The organism is Palaeococcus pacificus DY20341 (genome assembly GCF_000725425.1).
In the GTDB taxonomy this organism is placed as follows: Archaea; Methanobacteriota_B; Thermococci; order Thermococcales; family Thermococcaceae; genus Palaeococcus; species Palaeococcus pacificus.
Window position 1 is genome coordinate 694,822 of record NZ_CP006019.1, and the last position, 15,718, is coordinate 710,539.

The 15,718-nt window shown below is 41.9% G+C and carries 17 protein-coding genes, 1 tRNA gene and 1 rRNA gene; 10 read left to right on the plus strand and 9 right to left on the minus strand.

Annotated features, from left to right (window positions below; translation table 11 throughout):
- Window position 1: 1 nt before the first annotated feature.
- On the minus strand, window positions 2-214 hold the full coding sequence (locus PAP_RS03990; RefSeq protein ID WP_048164805.1) for a hypothetical protein: 213 nt from the start codon (window positions 212-214) through the stop codon (window positions 2-4).
- 84 nt (window positions 215-298) lie between these two features.
- The gene (gene hypE / locus PAP_RS03995; protein ID WP_048164806.1) at window positions 299-1,309 is read right to left on the minus strand and encodes a hydrogenase expression/formation protein HypE; all 1,011 of its coding nucleotides are present in this window, start codon (window positions 1,307-1,309) and stop codon (window positions 299-301) included.
- A 114-nt stretch (window positions 1,310-1,423) separates the two neighbouring features.
- Here hypE and PAP_RS04000 point away from each other — a divergent pair, with 114 nt between their 5' ends.
- Window positions 1,424-2,224, plus strand: coding sequence for a DUF2666 family protein (locus PAP_RS04000; protein ID WP_048164807.1), 801 nt, complete (start codon window positions 1,424-1,426; stop codon window positions 2,222-2,224).
- Here the strand turns inward: PAP_RS04000 and PAP_RS04005 are convergent.
- From PAP_RS04005 to PAP_RS04015, 3 genes are all read right to left on the minus strand, one after another.
- Window positions 2,221-3,531 (minus strand): hypothetical protein, encoded by a 1,311-nt coding sequence (locus PAP_RS04005; RefSeq protein WP_236627009.1) that lies wholly within the window; start codon window positions 3,529-3,531, stop codon window positions 2,221-2,223. The genes PAP_RS04000 and PAP_RS04005 overlap by 4 nt on opposite strands.
- Window positions 3,532-3,677: 146 nt before the next feature.
- Window positions 3,678-3,887, minus strand: a complete 210-nt coding sequence (locus PAP_RS04010) for a hypothetical protein (RefSeq protein WP_048164809.1) — start codon at window positions 3,885-3,887, stop codon at window positions 3,678-3,680.
- 116 nt (window positions 3,888-4,003) lie between these two features.
- A complete protein-coding gene (locus PAP_RS04015; protein ID WP_048164810.1) occupies window positions 4,004-4,858 on the minus strand; it encodes a damage-control phosphatase in 855 nt (284 codons plus the stop codon).
- 53 nt (window positions 4,859-4,911) lie between these two features.
- Here PAP_RS04015 and rnhB point away from each other — a divergent pair, with 53 nt between their 5' ends.
- The gene (gene rnhB, locus PAP_RS04020) at window positions 4,912-5,601 is read left to right on the plus strand and encodes a ribonuclease HII (RefSeq protein ID WP_048164811.1); all 690 of its coding nucleotides are present in this window, start codon (window positions 4,912-4,914) and stop codon (window positions 5,599-5,601) included.
- Between the two features lie 142 nt (window positions 5,602-5,743).
- Here rnhB and PAP_RS04025 read toward each other — a convergent pair.
- Window positions 5,744-5,821, minus strand: a tRNA-Arg gene (locus PAP_RS04025).
- A gap of 76 nt (window positions 5,822-5,897) precedes the next feature.
- Here PAP_RS04025 and PAP_RS04030 point away from each other — a divergent pair.
- Window positions 5,898-6,341, plus strand: a complete 444-nt coding sequence (locus PAP_RS04030; RefSeq protein WP_048164812.1) for an Lrp/AsnC family transcriptional regulator — start codon at window positions 5,898-5,900, stop codon at window positions 6,339-6,341.
- Here PAP_RS04030 and PAP_RS04035 read toward each other — a convergent pair.
- Together PAP_RS04035 and PAP_RS04040 are read right to left on the minus strand one after the other, a co-directional pair.
- Window positions 6,338-6,793 carry a hypothetical protein gene (locus PAP_RS04035; protein WP_052649064.1) on the minus strand — a complete coding sequence of 152 codons (456 nt, stop codon included), beginning with the start codon at window positions 6,791-6,793 and terminating at the stop codon, window positions 6,338-6,340. The genes PAP_RS04030 and PAP_RS04035 overlap by 4 nt on opposite strands.
- A 21-nt stretch (window positions 6,794-6,814) precedes the next feature.
- Window positions 6,815-7,528, minus strand: coding sequence for a phosphoribosyltransferase family protein (locus tag PAP_RS04040; RefSeq protein WP_048164813.1), 714 nt, complete (start codon window positions 7,526-7,528; stop codon window positions 6,815-6,817).
- 432 nt (window positions 7,529-7,960) lie between these two features.
- Between PAP_RS04040 and PAP_RS04045 the strand changes: the two genes are divergently transcribed.
- The 6 genes from PAP_RS04045 to rrf all read left to right on the plus strand — a co-directional run bounded on the left by PAP_RS04045 (window position 7,961) and on the right by rrf (window position 13,022).
- Entirely contained in the window at window positions 7,961-9,709 is a 1,749-nt protein-coding gene (locus tag PAP_RS04045) for an OPT family oligopeptide transporter (protein WP_048164814.1), read from the plus strand.
- Window positions 9,710-9,719: 10 nt separating this feature from the next.
- Window positions 9,720-10,244, plus strand: a complete 525-nt coding sequence (locus tag PAP_RS04050) for a type II toxin-antitoxin system RelE/ParE family toxin (protein WP_048164815.1) — start codon at window positions 9,720-9,722, stop codon at window positions 10,242-10,244.
- Between the two features lie 474 nt (window positions 10,245-10,718).
- Entirely contained in the window at window positions 10,719-12,074 is a 1,356-nt protein-coding gene (locus PAP_RS04055; RefSeq protein WP_048164816.1) for a signal recognition particle protein Srp54, read from the plus strand.
- Window positions 12,071-12,316 carry an Lrp/AsnC family transcriptional regulator gene (locus PAP_RS04060; protein ID WP_048164817.1) on the plus strand — a complete coding sequence of 82 codons (246 nt, stop codon included), beginning with the start codon at window positions 12,071-12,073 and terminating at the stop codon, window positions 12,314-12,316. The genes PAP_RS04055 and PAP_RS04060 overlap by 4 nt, the downstream gene beginning before the upstream one ends.
- Before the next feature lie 4 nt (window positions 12,317-12,320).
- On the plus strand, window positions 12,321-12,848 hold the full coding sequence (locus PAP_RS04065; RefSeq protein WP_048164818.1) for a YkgJ family cysteine cluster protein: 528 nt from the start codon (window positions 12,321-12,323) through the stop codon (window positions 12,846-12,848).
- Window positions 12,849-12,900: 52 nt separating this feature from the next.
- A 5S ribosomal RNA gene (gene rrf, locus PAP_RS04070) occupies window positions 12,901-13,022 on the plus strand.
- 156 nt (window positions 13,023-13,178) lie between these two features.
- Here the strand turns inward: rrf and serS are convergent.
- Window positions 13,179-14,546, minus strand: coding sequence for a serine--tRNA ligase (serS, locus tag PAP_RS04075; protein WP_048164819.1), 1,368 nt, complete (start codon window positions 14,544-14,546; stop codon window positions 13,179-13,181).
- 100 nt (window positions 14,547-14,646) lie between these two features.
- Here serS and PAP_RS04080 point away from each other — a divergent pair, with 100 nt between their 5' ends.
- Window positions 14,647-15,714, plus strand: a complete 1,068-nt coding sequence (locus PAP_RS04080; RefSeq protein ID WP_394296788.1) for a galactokinase — start codon at window positions 14,647-14,649, stop codon at window positions 15,712-15,714.
- Window positions 15,715-15,718 lie beyond the last annotated feature (4 nt).

Consider the following 15,718-nt stretch of genomic DNA (forward strand, 5'->3'; position numbering starts at 1 on the left):
CCTACCCTTTTCGTTTTATTTTCACATTGAGCCTGTAAAAGCCGCCTTCTTCTATGATATAGCCCCTCTTTTCAGCGAGCTTTATTAGAGGCTTCAGCTCTATAAACTTGAGGCCATAGTCGCTAGCCCTGTTGACAATTAACGGCCAGCTCGCATCTTCACCTAAATCTTCAATCATCTTTAACAAAGCTCTAAGTTTTGGACTTTGGGTCATTATTTTCACCCAAAAGCTGTATTAATGTAAATTTATAAAAAGAAATAATTAAACCTTTTGCTGGAACAATAGAAAAGAAGAGAATCAGCAGACCCTTGGAACAGGGTCTCCCAAAGGAGGCTCTAAAAAGCGCTTTCCTCCAATGCCCGTCTCCAAAATGACCTTTCCTTTGTACTGTTCAACGACTTCCCCAATTATTGCCGCGTTCTCTCCATACTTTGTTCTCTTCATTGCCTCAAGAGCTTCTTCAGCATATTCACGCTTTACTATCATAACAACCTTACCCTCGTTAGCAACGTCGTATGGACTTATACCGAGCATGTCGCTTGCCGCTTTAACCTCAGACCTTATTGGAATGTCGCTCTCTTTGACTAAAATGCCCACATCCGCTTTTTTAGCCATCTCGTTTAGTGCATTGCTGAGCCCACCGCGGGTTGGGTCTTTCATGGCATGTATGTTTTCCCACCCTATTGCATCTGCAACACTCTCAACAACACTCCATATAGGCGCAACATCGCTCTTCAGCTCTGTCTCAAATGCTATCCCCTCGCGGTGGCTCATTATGGCTATGCCGTGGTCTCCAACGGTGCCGCTTACAAGAACGACGTCACCCACTTGAGCACCGCTATCGCTTATTGGTCTCTCAGCTATGCCTATACCAGCGGTTATTACAAAGATGCCTATGTTGTCTTCTACTACTTTGGTGTCACCGGTTACAATTGAAACAGGCACTTCGTTGGCTGTTTCGTCCATAGCCTTAAGGATAGCCTCAAAGCTCTCTCCATCAAATCCTTCTTGGATTATCATTGAATTTGCTAATGCCAAAGGTTTAGCGCCCATTACTGCCAAATCATTGACAGTTCCGCTAATTGCCAGCCTCCCTATGTTCCCACCAGGGAAAAATATTGGCTTTACGGTGTGGCCATCTATTGTGAAAACGAGATGCTTGTCTCCAAAGGGGATTGATGCTCCATCATCAAGGGCATCTAACCCAATTCCTCCAACAGATTTTAAAGTGAGGCTTTTTAGTATGACATCCCTAATTAACTCTTCCATCATCTCTCCGCCAGCGCCATGTTCAAGCTTAATCTTCATAGCACCACCACTCTAAGTGTAGCTTAATCCTTTAAAAGTTAAACCCAAACTAAGGGTTTAAAACCTCGCAAAAGCTAAATAGCTTAAGGAGTAAAATAGGGTAGAGGTGAGGAAATGAGGATTGAAGACCACGTAATGTTCACGGCAAAGCATGGAAAATGGGAAGTTGGAGAAAAGCTCTTAGTGATGGATGACAAGCACGTCGCACACTTTCTTGCGAGGGTCTCCAACACAGTTAATGGGAAAATAGGTGAATATTTGGGGAATATTATGAACGTCCCGGGAATTATTTCGCTTGCTGAGGAAATTGCAGAAAAAGATGACCCTAAGGAAGTTTTTAAAGCTCTTAAATCGCCAAGTGCATCAAGAAAACTCGGCAAACTGGTTTTTGAAACCGATAAAAAAGCTAAAAAGCTTGTAGTTGATGTCGCAAAGGCATTTTTGGTTAGAGAAACCCTCGTTAGGGCCAAATTTAAGATAGACTATCCTGAGGAGCCAATAAGCGAGTTGAGGGTGGTGTTCCCGTACCAAAGTGAGCATATAAACTTCACGGCCAAATACGGAAAGTGGATAGTGGTTAAGCGCTTGATGATTGATGATAAAACTCCAATGGCAGACATAGCAAGAATATTGGCGAGCATAAATGAGACGGCTACATTAAAGATTGCTGCTTATGCAGGGATTGATGTGAAAGGGATCAGCAGCTACTTCAAGGGCATCAGCAAGAAAACAAAGGGGGATGAACTCGGAATAGCTGTGGAGAAGTATCTCCACTTTAAAGGGGAGAACTATGCTCCGGAGGAATTTGTGGAGCATGCTAAAGTTTATGCTTTGAGGATATTCCTCGAAAAACTTGGGCTAAACCTTGACATTCCAGCCAAGAGCTTAGAAAAATATTTGGAAAAGAAAGCTTAGCTTTCCCACAGTGTTTTTTCTTCTTTTGCCTTTTTCTCGAGGTCGTTTTCTATTTCCTGCTCCTTAGCCATTTCGAGTATCTTTATCAGCAGTTCTTCCATCAGCCAAGAGCTCCACTTTGGATGCTTTACCTCGAGGGCTATTTCTAACGCCCTGTCCACATTGCCTTCTTTTAGAAGATTCACGGCTATGCTTCCAAATGCGAGAGAGCGCAGATAGTTGTCGCTTATGCGCTGTGCTAAATGGATGGACTTTTGATACTTCCCCAGCTTTGAGTAGAATGTCACAACTTTTGTCAAAAGGGCTTCATCCATGCTCTTGCTCCCTACAATCTCAACTACTCCGAGGTATTCCTCTGCAGGATTCTCCAAAAGCCTATCCATCACAAATTTACCTACTTTAGCGAAGAGTTCGTCGTCGATGTTTTTCATGATTTCTTTAAGGATCTTTGGTTCGTGTATGACTCTGGCTGTAAGCTCTATGAGCACTGAAGCTCGCTTTTTTAGGGGGAGAGAGTACAGAATGTTTAAGGCAAACTCAACTTCCCCTACAATGCCAAATCCAATTAGAAGGTTTTTAAGAACCTCTTCCCCATAATTTTCTGACATATTCTTAGCTATGTATATAAACTTCTCTAACGTTGCTCTAGGAGCTCCCTGCTTTTTTAGATAGATTGCAGTTTCTCTCATGCCTTCTGACAGCCAGTAGGGATTTTTTATGGTGCTCAGAACTTTTATAGCACTTCCGTATTCTTCTCTTTTTAAGTGTACCTTTAAAGTTTCAATAGCAGCTATTGATCTCCAAGGCTCATCGTCAAGGTGGTTTATGATAAAATGCGCTTTTCTCATTTTCCCTACTTTCAAGTAATAGTTTAAGAGCTTTAGAAAATTGTCGTTTCTTTTGATTTTGTCCTCAAGCTCTATAGCATAGTAGAGGGCCTCGTCATATTCTTTCAGCTCTATAAGCGTTTGAATAATCTCTTCGGTAAGCTCATCTTTGAGTGATGAAGAAAATTGCTTTGTCATCTCAAAAGCTTGGTAGAAAACTTTTTTATAAGCCGGAATACGGCATTTTGCGAGGTATTTAGCTATTTCAATCAAACTCCTAATTAACGCCTGAGGATTGTCTATCTCCTTCGTCGCTTCAACTGCTTTTGTAAATGCCTCTTTGTATCTCTTATTTTGAACTCCATAAAGCTCATATGCCATTTTAGCATACGCTATAGATCTAAAATACGGGTCTCTGATTATACTCGCCACTTTAAATGATTCATTAATAACATGGTCTGGAATGATTTCCATAGGCATCCCTTTGTAACTAGCTCTCAGAACTATTTAACTATTGTCTACCTGAGACATAGTTGGAAGTTAATGATGCGTTCGATAGAAATTCCAAGGAATGATGCAAAATTAAAATAGAATGTCAAAGTAAAAAACTTCGCGTAAAAACGAAATTAGCTTATATCATCATATACTACACTAACAACTTCTCCATCGTCAAGTGATACAAAACTGACCTTAACTTTTTTGCCTGTTTTTGGATCTATAACGACGAAATCAGGCTCCTTTAAGTATTGACTTTTTGGAAGTCTCCAGACATCGTCGTAATATCTCCGTAATCCTCTCATAAACTTCTTAACATCTTTCTTAACTATCGTTGTCATAGACATCACCATTATAATATACTACTTCAAAATATAAAAGGCTTTCTAATCGTCTTTCGTTAAAGATAATATCGTCAATTGTCGATTAAAAAGCATAACAAAAATTGTGAAAAACATCAGAGTCTTGTGCAGAGCATAGAACCTTGCGGAACATTGAGTTCCCTAGCGACAGGTGCGCATTTAGCTTTCAGCAGGAAGAATATCCTATCATCCTTAAGCTCGCTCAGGACTTCAAAGTTCCCTTGACCTTTTGCTATAACAACATCCGCTCTCTCGAATATCCTCTTAAACTCTTCATTAGCGTACTCCAATGGGGCTCCCACAATCCTAGAGCCCGTTGAGATTAGTTTGCCGACTTCTTGAAGTCCCGCTTCTTTGAGGTCTTCTATTGTTGCATCGTTTATTATTGCTCCATCTTTTGCAGCAATATATATCTCCAACTGAGGATATTCTTTCTTTATCTTTTCCAAAAATAGCTTATCGAAGTATATCTCCCCGCAGTTATCTGTTAGATATAACAAAACACTGGCATTGTTAAGGGCACTGAAAAGCTCATCACTATGGTCGATATAGAGATTTTCATTGAGGAGTGAGATTATATCCCCTTCAATTTTTTGCGGGTCATATCCAACAGCGAAGTCTATTAAGTTCCCTGCGATGGCTAGTTTTAAGGCGGTTTTCAGATCAATATGGAGAGTCATTTTTAGATCCTCAACCACGCGCTTTGCGAGTGAGTTTGACACTTCTTTATAATTTTTGAATGGATCATCATTGTTTAACAACTTATATATCTCCAAAAATAAGAGGCTGGCATCTATAGCAGGAATAGACTCCTCTCTATAATATTTGCCAACTAGCTGGGCAACGTTTAGCATAGCTTCTCTTCTCTTTTTGATATCCTTTGTTGCCAACTCACTAGCTTTTTGAGCTTGGGTAATCATACATGATAGGCACTCATAGTGAACCTTCATTTTAACCACCAAAGCTTTTAATTCCCTCTCGGCTTATATGCTTTGGGATTGCTATGAAGTTGGGAGGAATTGATGAAGCTGGGAGAGGACCAGTTATAGGGCCATTGGTTATTGCTACGGTAGTGGTGGATGAAAAGAATTTAGACAGACTTAGGGAACTCAATGTGAGAGACTCCAAGAAAATAAGCCCCAAACGAAGGGAAGAGCTCTTTAATAAAATAATTGAAATTTTGGATGATTATGTAGTTATTGAACTATGGCCGGAGGAGATTGATAATAGGAATGGCACTTTAAACGAGTTTGAAGTTGAGAACTTCATAAAAGCTCTAAATTCGCTAAAGATTAAACCAGAGGTGCTATATATAGATGCAGCTGACGTCAAGGAAGAGCGGTTTGGTGAAGTGATTAAAAAGAAGCTGGACTTTTCTCCAAAGATAGTCTCGGAGCACAAAGCGGATGATAAGTACCTGCCGGTTTCCGCTGCATCTATTTTAGCTAAAGTAACTCGTGATAGGGCAATTGAAAAACTGAAAGAAGAGTATGGGGAGATTGGCAGTGGATATCCAAGCGATCCAAGAACAAGGAAGTTCTTGGAAGAATATTACCTCAAGTATGGCGATTTTCCCCCGATAGCTAGGAGAACATGGAAAACCCTAAAAAAGCTTGAAGAGAAGTTAAAACCCAAGCTCCAAAAAAGCTCCAAAAAAGATGGTCAACTCAATATCACGGAGTTCCTGCGTTGAGGACTTTACTTCTCCTCTTACCCTTGCAAGCTCACATTTCTTGGTATTGTTATGTATTTTAAGCTTCTATGACTTCTATGTATATCAAAAGGTTGGGAAAAGCGACTATTACTTTAGGTTAGAAAAGGCTGGAAGAAAATTTTGGCGGACCGGCGGGGATTCGAACCCCGGACCCTCGGCTTAGGAGGCCGATGCCCTATCCTGGCTAGGCTACCGGTCCACAACTCGTGGCCATGATTGTGTGAAAAGAGAAGGATATTTAAAGTTTACGGTTGAGTAGCGATGAGGGGAAGGAGATGATAGATGAGTTGGATAGGAAAATTTTAAGGCTACTTCAAAAAGACGCTCGGTTATCTTACAGAGAAATTGCTAAGGAGCTGAATATTGCTGTTGGTACGGTGCACAATAGAATAAAGCGTATGGAAGAAAATGGTGTTCTTAAAGCCTTCTATCCAAAAGTAGATTATGAAAAAATAGGCTATGGACTAACAGCGATAATAGGCATACAGGCACAGGGAAAAAAGATAGTGGAAATTGAAAAGCAAATCGCAAAGGATTCTCATGTAATGTGTGTTTATGACGTCACGGGGGATTACGATATAATTATCGTGGCGAAGTTTAGGAATAGAGAGGACATGAACCGCTTTGTAAAGAGTGTTTTGGCGATAGATGGCGTTGAGAAGACTACCACACACGTGGCAATGCAGATTGTTAAAGAAGAGTTTACACTCGAGCCTTAATGGATTACATAGTAGGAGCCGTTTACGGAGAGAAATCTCGTTGAAAAGTCTTTCATGCTCTCAGCAGGTAGTTTTACTCTTTTTCCATTCAAATAACCTTCAAATATTAGTGGTTTATCTTCCTTGGATTCTTCGAGAAATGCTTCAAATTCTGAAAGAGCTCCAAAAGCTAGAGCCTTTGTAACTATATACTCCCTAAAGCTTACCACCTTAATGACTCCAGATAAATGAATCTCTTTTTTGCACTCTTCTTCTGAACAAAAAAATGTAAAATGGTGGTTTAGAAGTGCTTTCACCATTATGCTCATTCCGTTGACGTTATAAATCATAAATCTATCGATTTTTTCTAATTCTCTAAGCTCATCCGCACTAAGTACCCTCTCGAAGGTTACATGCTCTTTTAAATGCTGGGTGAGGTCTTTTGTTTCCTTCCCGCAAATTGGGCACTTCATTGAGGACTCCCCTTATAGCAATTACAATTGTATGAGCACATCGACATCTATGTTGTATTCCTCCTTCAGCTTTTCAATGTTATCACCAACGCTGATGAGGAAGAACATTCCTACAGGTTTTGCTCCCGCTTGCTTGCATAATTCGATAAGCGCCTTCTGTGTTTCGCCGCTCCTTATTACGTCATCAACTATTAGCACTTTTTCTCCTCTTTTTAAGGCCCAATGCGGCAGATAAAGGGTGGATACACTTCCGGAGGCACTTGGGATATAGTTTACTTCGTAGAACTTTTCTATGCCCACCTCTTTTTTCTTTTTGGCGTAAATAATGTCGATGTTAAGCTCGTTCGCTATGTGGACAGCTAGGGGAATACCATCGGTAGCTGCTGTTAGCACCTTGTCGATATCTTTGCTTAGATATCTCGATGCAATATTCTCAGCTATGAGAGTCATCAATGCGGTATCGCTGAGAATAGACATGTTGTCGAACAATCCGTGTTCATCAAACTTAATCCTCTTCTTAACTTCTTCTTCGACATTTACATATGGAGCGAGCACTTGAAGAAGTTCTTTAGCCCTCTTAGTGCTTGGAAGAACTTTACCTCTAACATATCTGTTTAGCACAGTAATTGGGAGTCCTGTCATTTTTGATAATTCTTCGTAAGTATAAGTCTTTTTCAATAATTTAAGTACTCTTACAACTCTCAATTTCTCTTTTACAGCCTCAATTTGGCTCATTTTTCATCCCTCCTTAAAGATATGATTGACAAGAAAATGTATAAATATGTTTCGGTGTTTTGAGTATCACCATAGTTTTGGCTATTTTTATACTACTCCATTTGTTGTCCTAGAGTCCCTGATTGACCATGAGATGTACATAACCCAAAAGTTCAGAAACATTTTTTACTTTTTGAATGCCAAATGTGCACTTTTGTTCACTAAAGAGCGTGGACGAATTAAACACATAATATGAAGTATCTTTCAACTCACTAGAAATCAAAAGGCATCATGGGGGAAATTTTTGGAATTCTAACGTATATTAAGGTTCTTTTTTGAATTTTTTCGCTCCAAAAAACTTTATATGTGCAGAGGAGCTACAAGAAGTCGCGTTTGAGAACAAGGTGTTGACATACGTAAAGAATAGTGTATCGCGAAAAAGGAGGTGTTTTGATGGAAAAATATCAAGAAGTTGCTCCAAGCGTCAGCAGGGGTGGAATAGAGGAAAAGTACCGTGAAATAACACCTGCCGCTGTGATATTGGGAGTTCTTTGGGGAGCCTTTATGGCAGCGAGCTTTACCTATGCTGGAATGATAATGGGATTCACATCAGGAGGTTCAGCAATTGCCGCCATCGTTGGCTGGGGAATTTTGAGAGGAGTGCTAAAGAAAGGAACAGTTGTTGAGAACAACATTGTCCAAACAATAGCATCAGCAGTGAACATCTCAGTTTCAGGTGTTATATTCACAATTCCAGCACTCTATATAATGGGCCTCCACGAGGAGATAAACACACTCTACTTCGTTTTGGCAACTGCAGCTGGTGCTCTATTAGGAATAACCTTCATGATTCCACTTAGGAAGCAGATGATTGAAATTGACAGACTAAAGTTCCCAACAGGAACAGCTGTTGCTACAGTGCTTAAAACACCCGGAAGCGGTATTGAAAAGGCAAGGATACTCTTTGCGGGTATGATATTGAGTGCAGTGGTTTACTTGATACAGCAGTTCCCAGTTTTTGGACTTCCACACATAATTCCAGAAGTAGTTGATTTGGGCAGCATGCTACACCTCCCATCATGGATTAACTTAACAATTGCCCTCTCATTAATGGTATTTGGTATGGGTCTCATTACAGGAAGGAACGGTTTAATAGTCTTAGCTGGTGGAGTGCTCTCATACTACATCATCACTCCAGTCGTTAAGGCCCTAGGGTGGATCCCAAGCGATGTGCAAGGCGCTGCAATAAGCTCATTCGTCTACGGTAACATGACAAGGCCCTTGGGTATTGGAATGCTCTTAGGAGGTTCAATTGCTGGGTTGTTGCTCTCACTCCCAGTTATTGCAGTGGCCATAAAAAGCCTAGCACAAGCGAGCAAAGGTGCTGACAGCAACAGTAATGAAGAGTTGCCAGTCAAATACCTCTACATCGGTGCTGGTTTAGCATTCTTGTTGCTCTTCATAACAACATACAAGCTTGGCAACCTTGGCGTCGGAAGGAGCTTGCTCACCGCTTTAGTCGGTGTCATCTGGATATTCATAGCCTCACTCTTAGTAGCAATGTCCACAGGAATGACCGATTGGAGCCCTGTCTCTGGACTCTCATTGGTGTCCGTCATGATCCTCCTCTACCTAACGAGCAAGAACATCCCATTGACAATATTGCTGGGTGCTACAGTTGGTGTCGCTATCTCAGGTGCAGCTGATATGATGCAAGACCTCAAGACAGGTCACTTAGTGGGTGGAATTCCATCAAGGCAGCAAAAGGTGGAGATACTAACATCCTGGATTGGCCCACTCATAGCAATCACAGTCGTTGGGCTCATTTGGAAGGCATACGGAATTGGAAACGATATGGTTCCAGCTCCGCAAGCAATGGCATTGAAGTCAATGGTTGACGCTATCTTGGGAGGAAGCGTTCCAGTTGACAAGTTCCTCGCTGGAGGACTCATTGGATTTGCACTTTCACTAAGCGGTGTTCCAGGATTAGGAGTTTTAGTTGGTCTCTCAATGTACCTACCAATACTCTACATCATCCCATACGGTATCGGATGTGTTGTCAATGAGATAACAAAGAAGAGGAAGGGACACGAGTTCATAACAGAGAAGGTATTGCCATTCGCCGCTGGACTGATGGTTGGAGAAGCTGCAATGACGCTGCTCTTCGCAGTGCTCACCGTAGCTGGAGTGCTACACCCATGAGGTGATGAAAATGAAGAAGCTCATTGGAAACGGTTTACTTACAATAGGTTTGATTGGAGGAGCTATAAGCGCAGCGAGAATACCTCCAATGTGGGGCGGAGTCATTGGCTCCCTCGCCGTCATGGGGGTTGGAATCTTCCTAAGAAGACAGGGTGAGAAGGAAGAGCTCCACAAGGCAAAGCAAAGCGGAACCGGAGGAAAAGAGGAACTTGAGAGAATACTCAAGACGGCATTAAATGACCTCGAGTCTTTGGTTGAGGCAAGGGATTCATTGGACATCAAGACTCTTAGAGCCAGGTTGGACAAAATCCTCGAAGAGCTCGAGAAGTTCCCAGAAAAGGCACAACCACTAAGGATTGAGGGAATGAGAGCCTATGGTGAGATTATGACTGCATTCAGCAGTGCTGAGAGAAGGTTAAACAGGGCATGGAGTGCTTATGCAGATGGCTACAAAGGCGAGGGAGATACTTACTTAGAGCTTGGATTAGAAAGCTTAAAGAACACTTTGAAAGTTTTGCATGCGTTAAAGCTTTGATGTCTCTTTTTATCTTTATTTTGAAAATTCTAAAGAAAAGAAGCGATTATGCGTTGTTTTTGAGCTCTTCAACAAGCTCCATTTCTTCAACAACTGGTTTCTTTCTCCTCCTCTCAAACTCCATGACATGCATATAACCATGAAGCATGACTAGCCATTCCATTTCTCCCACCTCCGCTCTTTAATTAATCTTTTTCGTTATATCCTAAGCTAATGTGGGATTTAAAAGCTTTGTGAGCTCTACTATGATTGTAAATGCTAATTTTAGGACAGAATTCGTTTAAAAACGGTCTAATGCTGCTTTTTGAAAATTGATGTACATAACGTTACATAGGGAAGGAACTATTTCCGTCTAATTTTTTATGATGTGTGCATTTGAACACTGAAATCTTTTTGTCAAATGTAAAGTCGCCCCTAAAACACTCTACCTAAGGGTTATAAACCTCTGCCTCAGTCTTTTAATAGGTGGTGAAAGTGGCATTAGAGAATTTAGGAAAGGCTTTGAATAGCGCCCTAAAAAAACTTGCGCGATCTAACGTTGTCGATGAGGCCGTAATAAAAGAGGTAGTGAGAGATATTCAAAGAGCCTTAATCATGAGTGATGTTAATGTTCGCTTAGTCCTTGATTTGACAAAAAGGATTCAAAAGCGAGCCTTAGAGGAGAAACTCCCTCCTGGAATCTCAAGGAAGGAGCACATCATAAAAATAGTCTATGAGGAACTTACCAACTTCCTCGGAAAGGAGGCCAAGTCCATAGAAATTAAAGAAAAGCCCACAGTCCTCTTAACTGTTGGTATTCAGGGTTCAGGTAAAACCACAAGCATTGCCAAGCTCGCCCGCTATTTCCAAAAGAGGGGTTATAATGTGGGGCTCGTCTGTACTGACACCTGGCGCCCTGGAGCCTATTACCAACTAAAGCAGCTTGTCGAGCCTTTTAACATTGAGGTGTTTGGGGATCCAGAGGAGAAAGATGCCATAAAGCTTGCGAGAGAGGGAGTGAGCTACTTCAAAGAGAAGAACGTTGATATCATTATAGTGGACTCGGCTGGAAGGCACAAGGAGGAGAAAGGGCTAATCGAGGAGATGAGGCAGATAAGTGAGGCTATAAACCCCCACGAAGTGATACTTGTCATAGATGGGACTATCGGACAGCAGGCTTATAATCAAGCTCTGGCATTTAAAGAGGCCACACCGATAGGCTCTATAATTGTTACAAAGCTCGACGGTAGCGCTAAAGGTGGAGGTGCCTTGTCAGCTGTTGTAGCCACAGGAGCTCCAATAAAATTCATAGGTGTTGGTGAGAGAGTAGAAGACTTAGAGCCCTTTGATCCAAAGCGCTTTGTCTCGAGGCTTTTGGGGCTTGGAGATATACAAGGCCTTCTGGAGAAGTTTGAGGAGCTTAGCAAAGAGCATGAGTTTAAGGAAGAAGATATGGAAAAGTTCCTCAAAGGGAAATTCAACCTCAAGGATATGTATGCCCAATTGGAGGCAATGCAAAAGATGGGGCCTCTAAAGCAGATACTCCAAATGATTCCCGGTATGGGATATTCGCTTCCTGATGAATTCGTCCAAGTTGGGGAGCAAAGGCTTAAGAAGTTTAAGGTCATAATGGATTCGATGACTGAAGAAGAGCTGGAAAAGCCTGATATTATCAACTACTCAAGGATAAAGAGAATTGCAAGGGGGTCAGGAACCTCCGTTAGAGATGTTAGGGAACTTTTACAACAATACAATCAAATGAAGAAGTTCTTTAAGGGTATGAATAAGAGAAAGCTCTCCAGATTGGCTAAGAAGCTTGGTGGAATGAACTTTGGAGGGTTTGGAATATGATGGAGGCCTTTGTTTTGATTATAGTAAAACCTGGAAATGAGGAGAGAGTTTATCAAGCTTTGGAAGGGCATCACCAAGTTAAAGAGATCTACAAGGTCTATGGGGAATACGATATAATTGTGAGAGTCGAAGTTGGAAATATTAAGGAATTGGATGACTTTCATGATAAAGTTTTGAGAAAGATTAGAGAAGTAGAAATGACAGAAACTTTAATAGCAAGCTCTTACACCGTGAAGGGGTGATGCGATGGGCATAAGAGACGCGAAGAAGCTCGTCGCAACGATTCATTTGGACACTTTGAGGGTCGATTTTGACCCCCATTTTAAATTTAAGTGTCTCGAAAACTGTGCGAAGTGCTGTTTTGAGCTTGATATCCCACTAAGGGATGAGGATATTATAAAAATCGAAGATCTCGGCTACAATGCCTGGGAGTTCGTGGATTACAGCAAAATGTTCTATAAGAGAGACAAATTTGTCGGCTATGCCCTTAAAAAGCGGCCCTTCGATGGTGGATGCCCCTTCCTCATGGATGACGGGAGATGTAAAATCTACGCTCACAGGCCTTTAGCTTGCAAGCTATACCCCTTCCTGCTCGTTAAGCATGGGAATGTCATAGATGTTTATGTTAGAGACACAGACTGTCCTGGAATTGATCATCCTGAGGGTTCCCATGTAGATTATGTCTTTGTGTTAGAGTACTTTAAAGATGTAGTTGACGAGTACAGAAAAAAGCTAGGGTACTTTGATATTCACTCCTCTGGGCAGAGAACTTAATCATTGCCTCAACCGAAAAGCTTATAAATACTTCACTGAGAGTATGTATCGGCACGGCGGTCACAGCGGCGGGGCCACACCCGGACTCGTTTCGACCCCGGAAGTTAAGCCCGCCAGCGATCCCGGTTGTACTGCCTTCCGAGAGGGGGCGGGAAGCCGGGGACGCCGCCGGCCACTAAAACGTTTCTAAAACACTTAATATAAGTCGAATGCTATCAGTATTGTATTTTCCAAATGATGCTGATTTTTTCGAAAGAGAACCCACTTAAAAAGATTTTAACCCTTTTTATGCTTAAATTGCTCCCAAAGATAAAGTGAAAAAAGAAAAGCTCACTTTTGACAGCACTTTTCTCTCTTTTCAACAGGTAAAATTTCCTTAAAGCCTGTGTACTCCCAGAGGGCCTTTGGTATCTTAACGGTTCCATCCTCCTCTTGGAAGTTCTCAAGGATTGCTACCATTGCTCTTGAAGTGGCTATTGCTGTTGAGTTAAGCGTGTGCACGAACTTCGGCTTCTCATGCGTCTTGTCTCTATACCTTATATTCAAACGCCTAGCTTGCCACTCCGTACAGTTTGAACAGCTCACTACCTCCCTAAACTTCCCTTGGGCGCTCATCCACGCCTCTATGTCGTACTTTTTAGCTGCGACATAGCCCAAATCTCCCGTACAAATGTTCACCACTCTGTAGGGGATTTCGAGAGCTTGGAATATCTCCTCTGCGTTTTGGAGAAGCTTTTCATGCCACTCCCAGCTTTCCTCTGGTCTTGCATAGACAAACTGCTCTACCTTGTGGAACTGGTGCACTCTAAAGATTCCCTTAGTATCTTTTCCAGCCGTTCCCGCTTCCTTCCTAAAGCAGGGGCTGACACCTGCGTAAAGGAGTGGTAAATCGCTTCCATCAAGTATTTCGTTCGCATGAAGTCCAGCTAGGGGGTGTTCGGCTGTTGGGATTAGGTATAAGTCTTCGCCTTCAATCTTGTAAATGACATCCTCAAAGTCATCGAATATCGTTGCACCCTTTTCAATGAAGCTCCTCACCATATAGGGTGGATTTACTGGTGTGAAACCCTTCTCAATGAGCTTGTCGAGAGCGAATCTTATCAAAGCTAAGTCGAGTATAACTAGCTCATTCATTAAGTAGAAGAATCTTGAACCGCTGACTTTTGCTGCCCTTTCGAGGTCGGCACCGCCTATTATGGGCAATAAATCAGCGTGGAGCTTTGGCTTCCACTCTATAACCTCGTATTCCATCTTACCTTGGCTCTGTTCAAGGAAGCGCTCCAAATCTCCTCTGTAAACCTTTGCCTTACCCCAAAACCTTATTGGGACATTCTCAGTGTCATCCTTGCCAATTGGTACGCTTTCGTGGGTAATGTTAGGCAAGCGCCAGAGGTAGTAATTGATTTTCTCTTCAATGAGCTGGTTTTCTTTCTCAATTGCTTCAATCTTCTTAACTATTTCCTTGCTCTTTTTAAAAAGCTCGCTTGCGTCTTCTCCAGCTTTTTTCCTCTTCCCTATTTCAACTGCTATCTTATTGCGCTCCCTTCTAAGGACATTAATTTGCTTCAAATTTTCCCTCCACTTTGCATCAAGCTCAAGAATCTCATCTATCCATTTGAGCTTTTCAATTTCGCCTCTCTTAAGAAGGTCAGCCCTTACGATATCGGGGTTTTCACGGATAAGCTTCAGACTCAGCATCTTTTTCACCTAAAAACTGTAAAGAAGGTAAGGGCTTAAAACATTTTTCTTAGCATTTTAGCAAAGAATATAAGTAAAGTTCACCTTATAACATTAAGGGATTGAGATGTACACTACAGTTTCTCCAGGAAGAGTCAACCTCATTGGTGAGCATACTGATTACAGCTTTGGTTATGTGATGCCAATGGCTGTGAACCTTTATACACAGATTGAAGGCGACGCTTTTGAGCATGTTGAACTTTATTCGAAGCACTTTGAAGAAACTAAGTCCTTCAAGCTTGACCAAATCAAAAAAGAAGACTCGTGGATAGATTACGTCAAGGCCATTTATTGGGTGCTTATTAGGGAGGGGCTGACCCCAAAAGGTATTAAAGGGAGGATTGGTGGAAATTTGCCCATTGGCTCCGGTTTAAGCTCTTCTGCAAGCTTTGAACTCGCTGTAATATCTCTTTTGAACGAAATTTATAAGCTGGGGCTCTCTCCTAAGGACATGGCACTTTTGGCTCAGAGAGCTGAAAACGAATTTATTGGAGTTCCTTGTGGTATAATGGATCAGTTCATAATTGCTTTGGGAAAAGAAGATCATGCAATGTTCTTAGACACTGAAACGCTTGAATATGAGTATGTTCCGATTCCAAAGGATATCCAGATTTTGGTTTTTCACACTGGTGTTAGGAGGATGTTAACCGGCTCTGCTTATGCAGATAGGCGGAAAATGGTAGTGGAGGTTCTCAGAAGAATCAGCAAGAAGTCCTCAAAGCATGTAGAAGAAAAAGACCTTAAAGGTCTCCCTGGGATATACAAAAGGCGCTTTGGTTACATAATAAGGGAAAATAAGCGCGTATTGAATGCTCGGGATGCTCTAAAATCAGGAGACGTAGAAACTTTTGGGAAGATTCTAACTGAGGCCCATTTAGACATAGCGAGGAACTATGGGGTAAGCTGCGGGGAGCTTGACTACATCGTAAGGAAAGCTGTTGAATTTGGGGCATATGGGGCAAGGCTGACGGGAGCGGGCTTTGGAGGTGCCGCTATAGCAGTTGTAGATAGAGAGAAAGGGAAAGAGATTGGCGATAGGCTTTTGCTCGAATACTCTAGGGCATTCAGGTGGAAGGCTAAATACTTTTTAGTTGAGGCATCACAGGGCGTTGAAGTTTTTAGGGGGTGAACTC

Bases quoted from the DNA above. Each gene is read 5' to 3' on its own strand.
- PAP_RS04015 (WP_048164810.1), bottom strand. From the start codon at position 4,858: ATGAAGGTTCACTATGAGTGCCTATCATGTATGATTACCCAAGCTCAA.
- PAP_RS04000 (WP_048164807.1), top strand. From the start codon at position 1,424: ATGAGGATTGAAGACCACGTAATGTTCACGGCAAAGCATGGAAAATGG.
- PAP_RS04045 (WP_048164814.1), top strand. From the start codon at position 7,961: ATGGAAAAATATCAAGAAGTTGCTCCAAGCGTCAGCAGGGGTGGAATA.
- PAP_RS03990 (WP_048164805.1), bottom strand. From the start codon at position 214: ATGACCCAAAGTCCAAAACTTAGAGCTTTGTTAAAGATGATTGAAGAT.
- PAP_RS04060 (WP_048164817.1), top strand. From the start codon at position 12,071: ATGATGGAGGCCTTTGTTTTGATTATAGTAAAACCTGGAAATGAGGAG.
- PAP_RS04065 (WP_048164818.1), top strand. From the start codon at position 12,321: ATGGGCATAAGAGACGCGAAGAAGCTCGTCGCAACGATTCATTTGGAC.
- serS (WP_048164819.1), bottom strand. From the start codon at position 14,546: ATGCTGAGTCTGAAGCTTATCCGTGAAAACCCCGATATCGTAAGGGCT.
- rnhB (WP_048164811.1), top strand. From the start codon at position 4,912: ATGAAGTTGGGAGGAATTGATGAAGCTGGGAGAGGACCAGTTATAGGG.
- PAP_RS04035 (WP_052649064.1), bottom strand. From the start codon at position 6,793: ATGAAGTGCCCAATTTGCGGGAAGGAAACAAAAGACCTCACCCAGCAT.
- PAP_RS04030 (WP_048164812.1), top strand. From the start codon at position 5,898: ATGATAGATGAGTTGGATAGGAAAATTTTAAGGCTACTTCAAAAAGAC.
- PAP_RS04050 (WP_048164815.1), top strand. From the start codon at position 9,720: ATGAAGAAGCTCATTGGAAACGGTTTACTTACAATAGGTTTGATTGGA.
- PAP_RS04040 (WP_048164813.1), bottom strand. From the start codon at position 7,528: ATGAGCCAAATTGAGGCTGTAAAAGAGAAATTGAGAGTTGTAAGAGTA.
- PAP_RS04010 (WP_048164809.1), bottom strand. From the start codon at position 3,887: ATGACAACGATAGTTAAGAAAGATGTTAAGAAGTTTATGAGAGGATTA.
- hypE (WP_048164806.1), bottom strand. From the start codon at position 1,309: ATGAAGATTAAGCTTGAACATGGCGCTGGCGGAGAGATGATGGAAGAG.
- PAP_RS04005 (WP_236627009.1), bottom strand. From the start codon at position 3,531: ATGCCTATGGAAATCATTCCAGACCATGTTATTAATGAATCATTTAAA.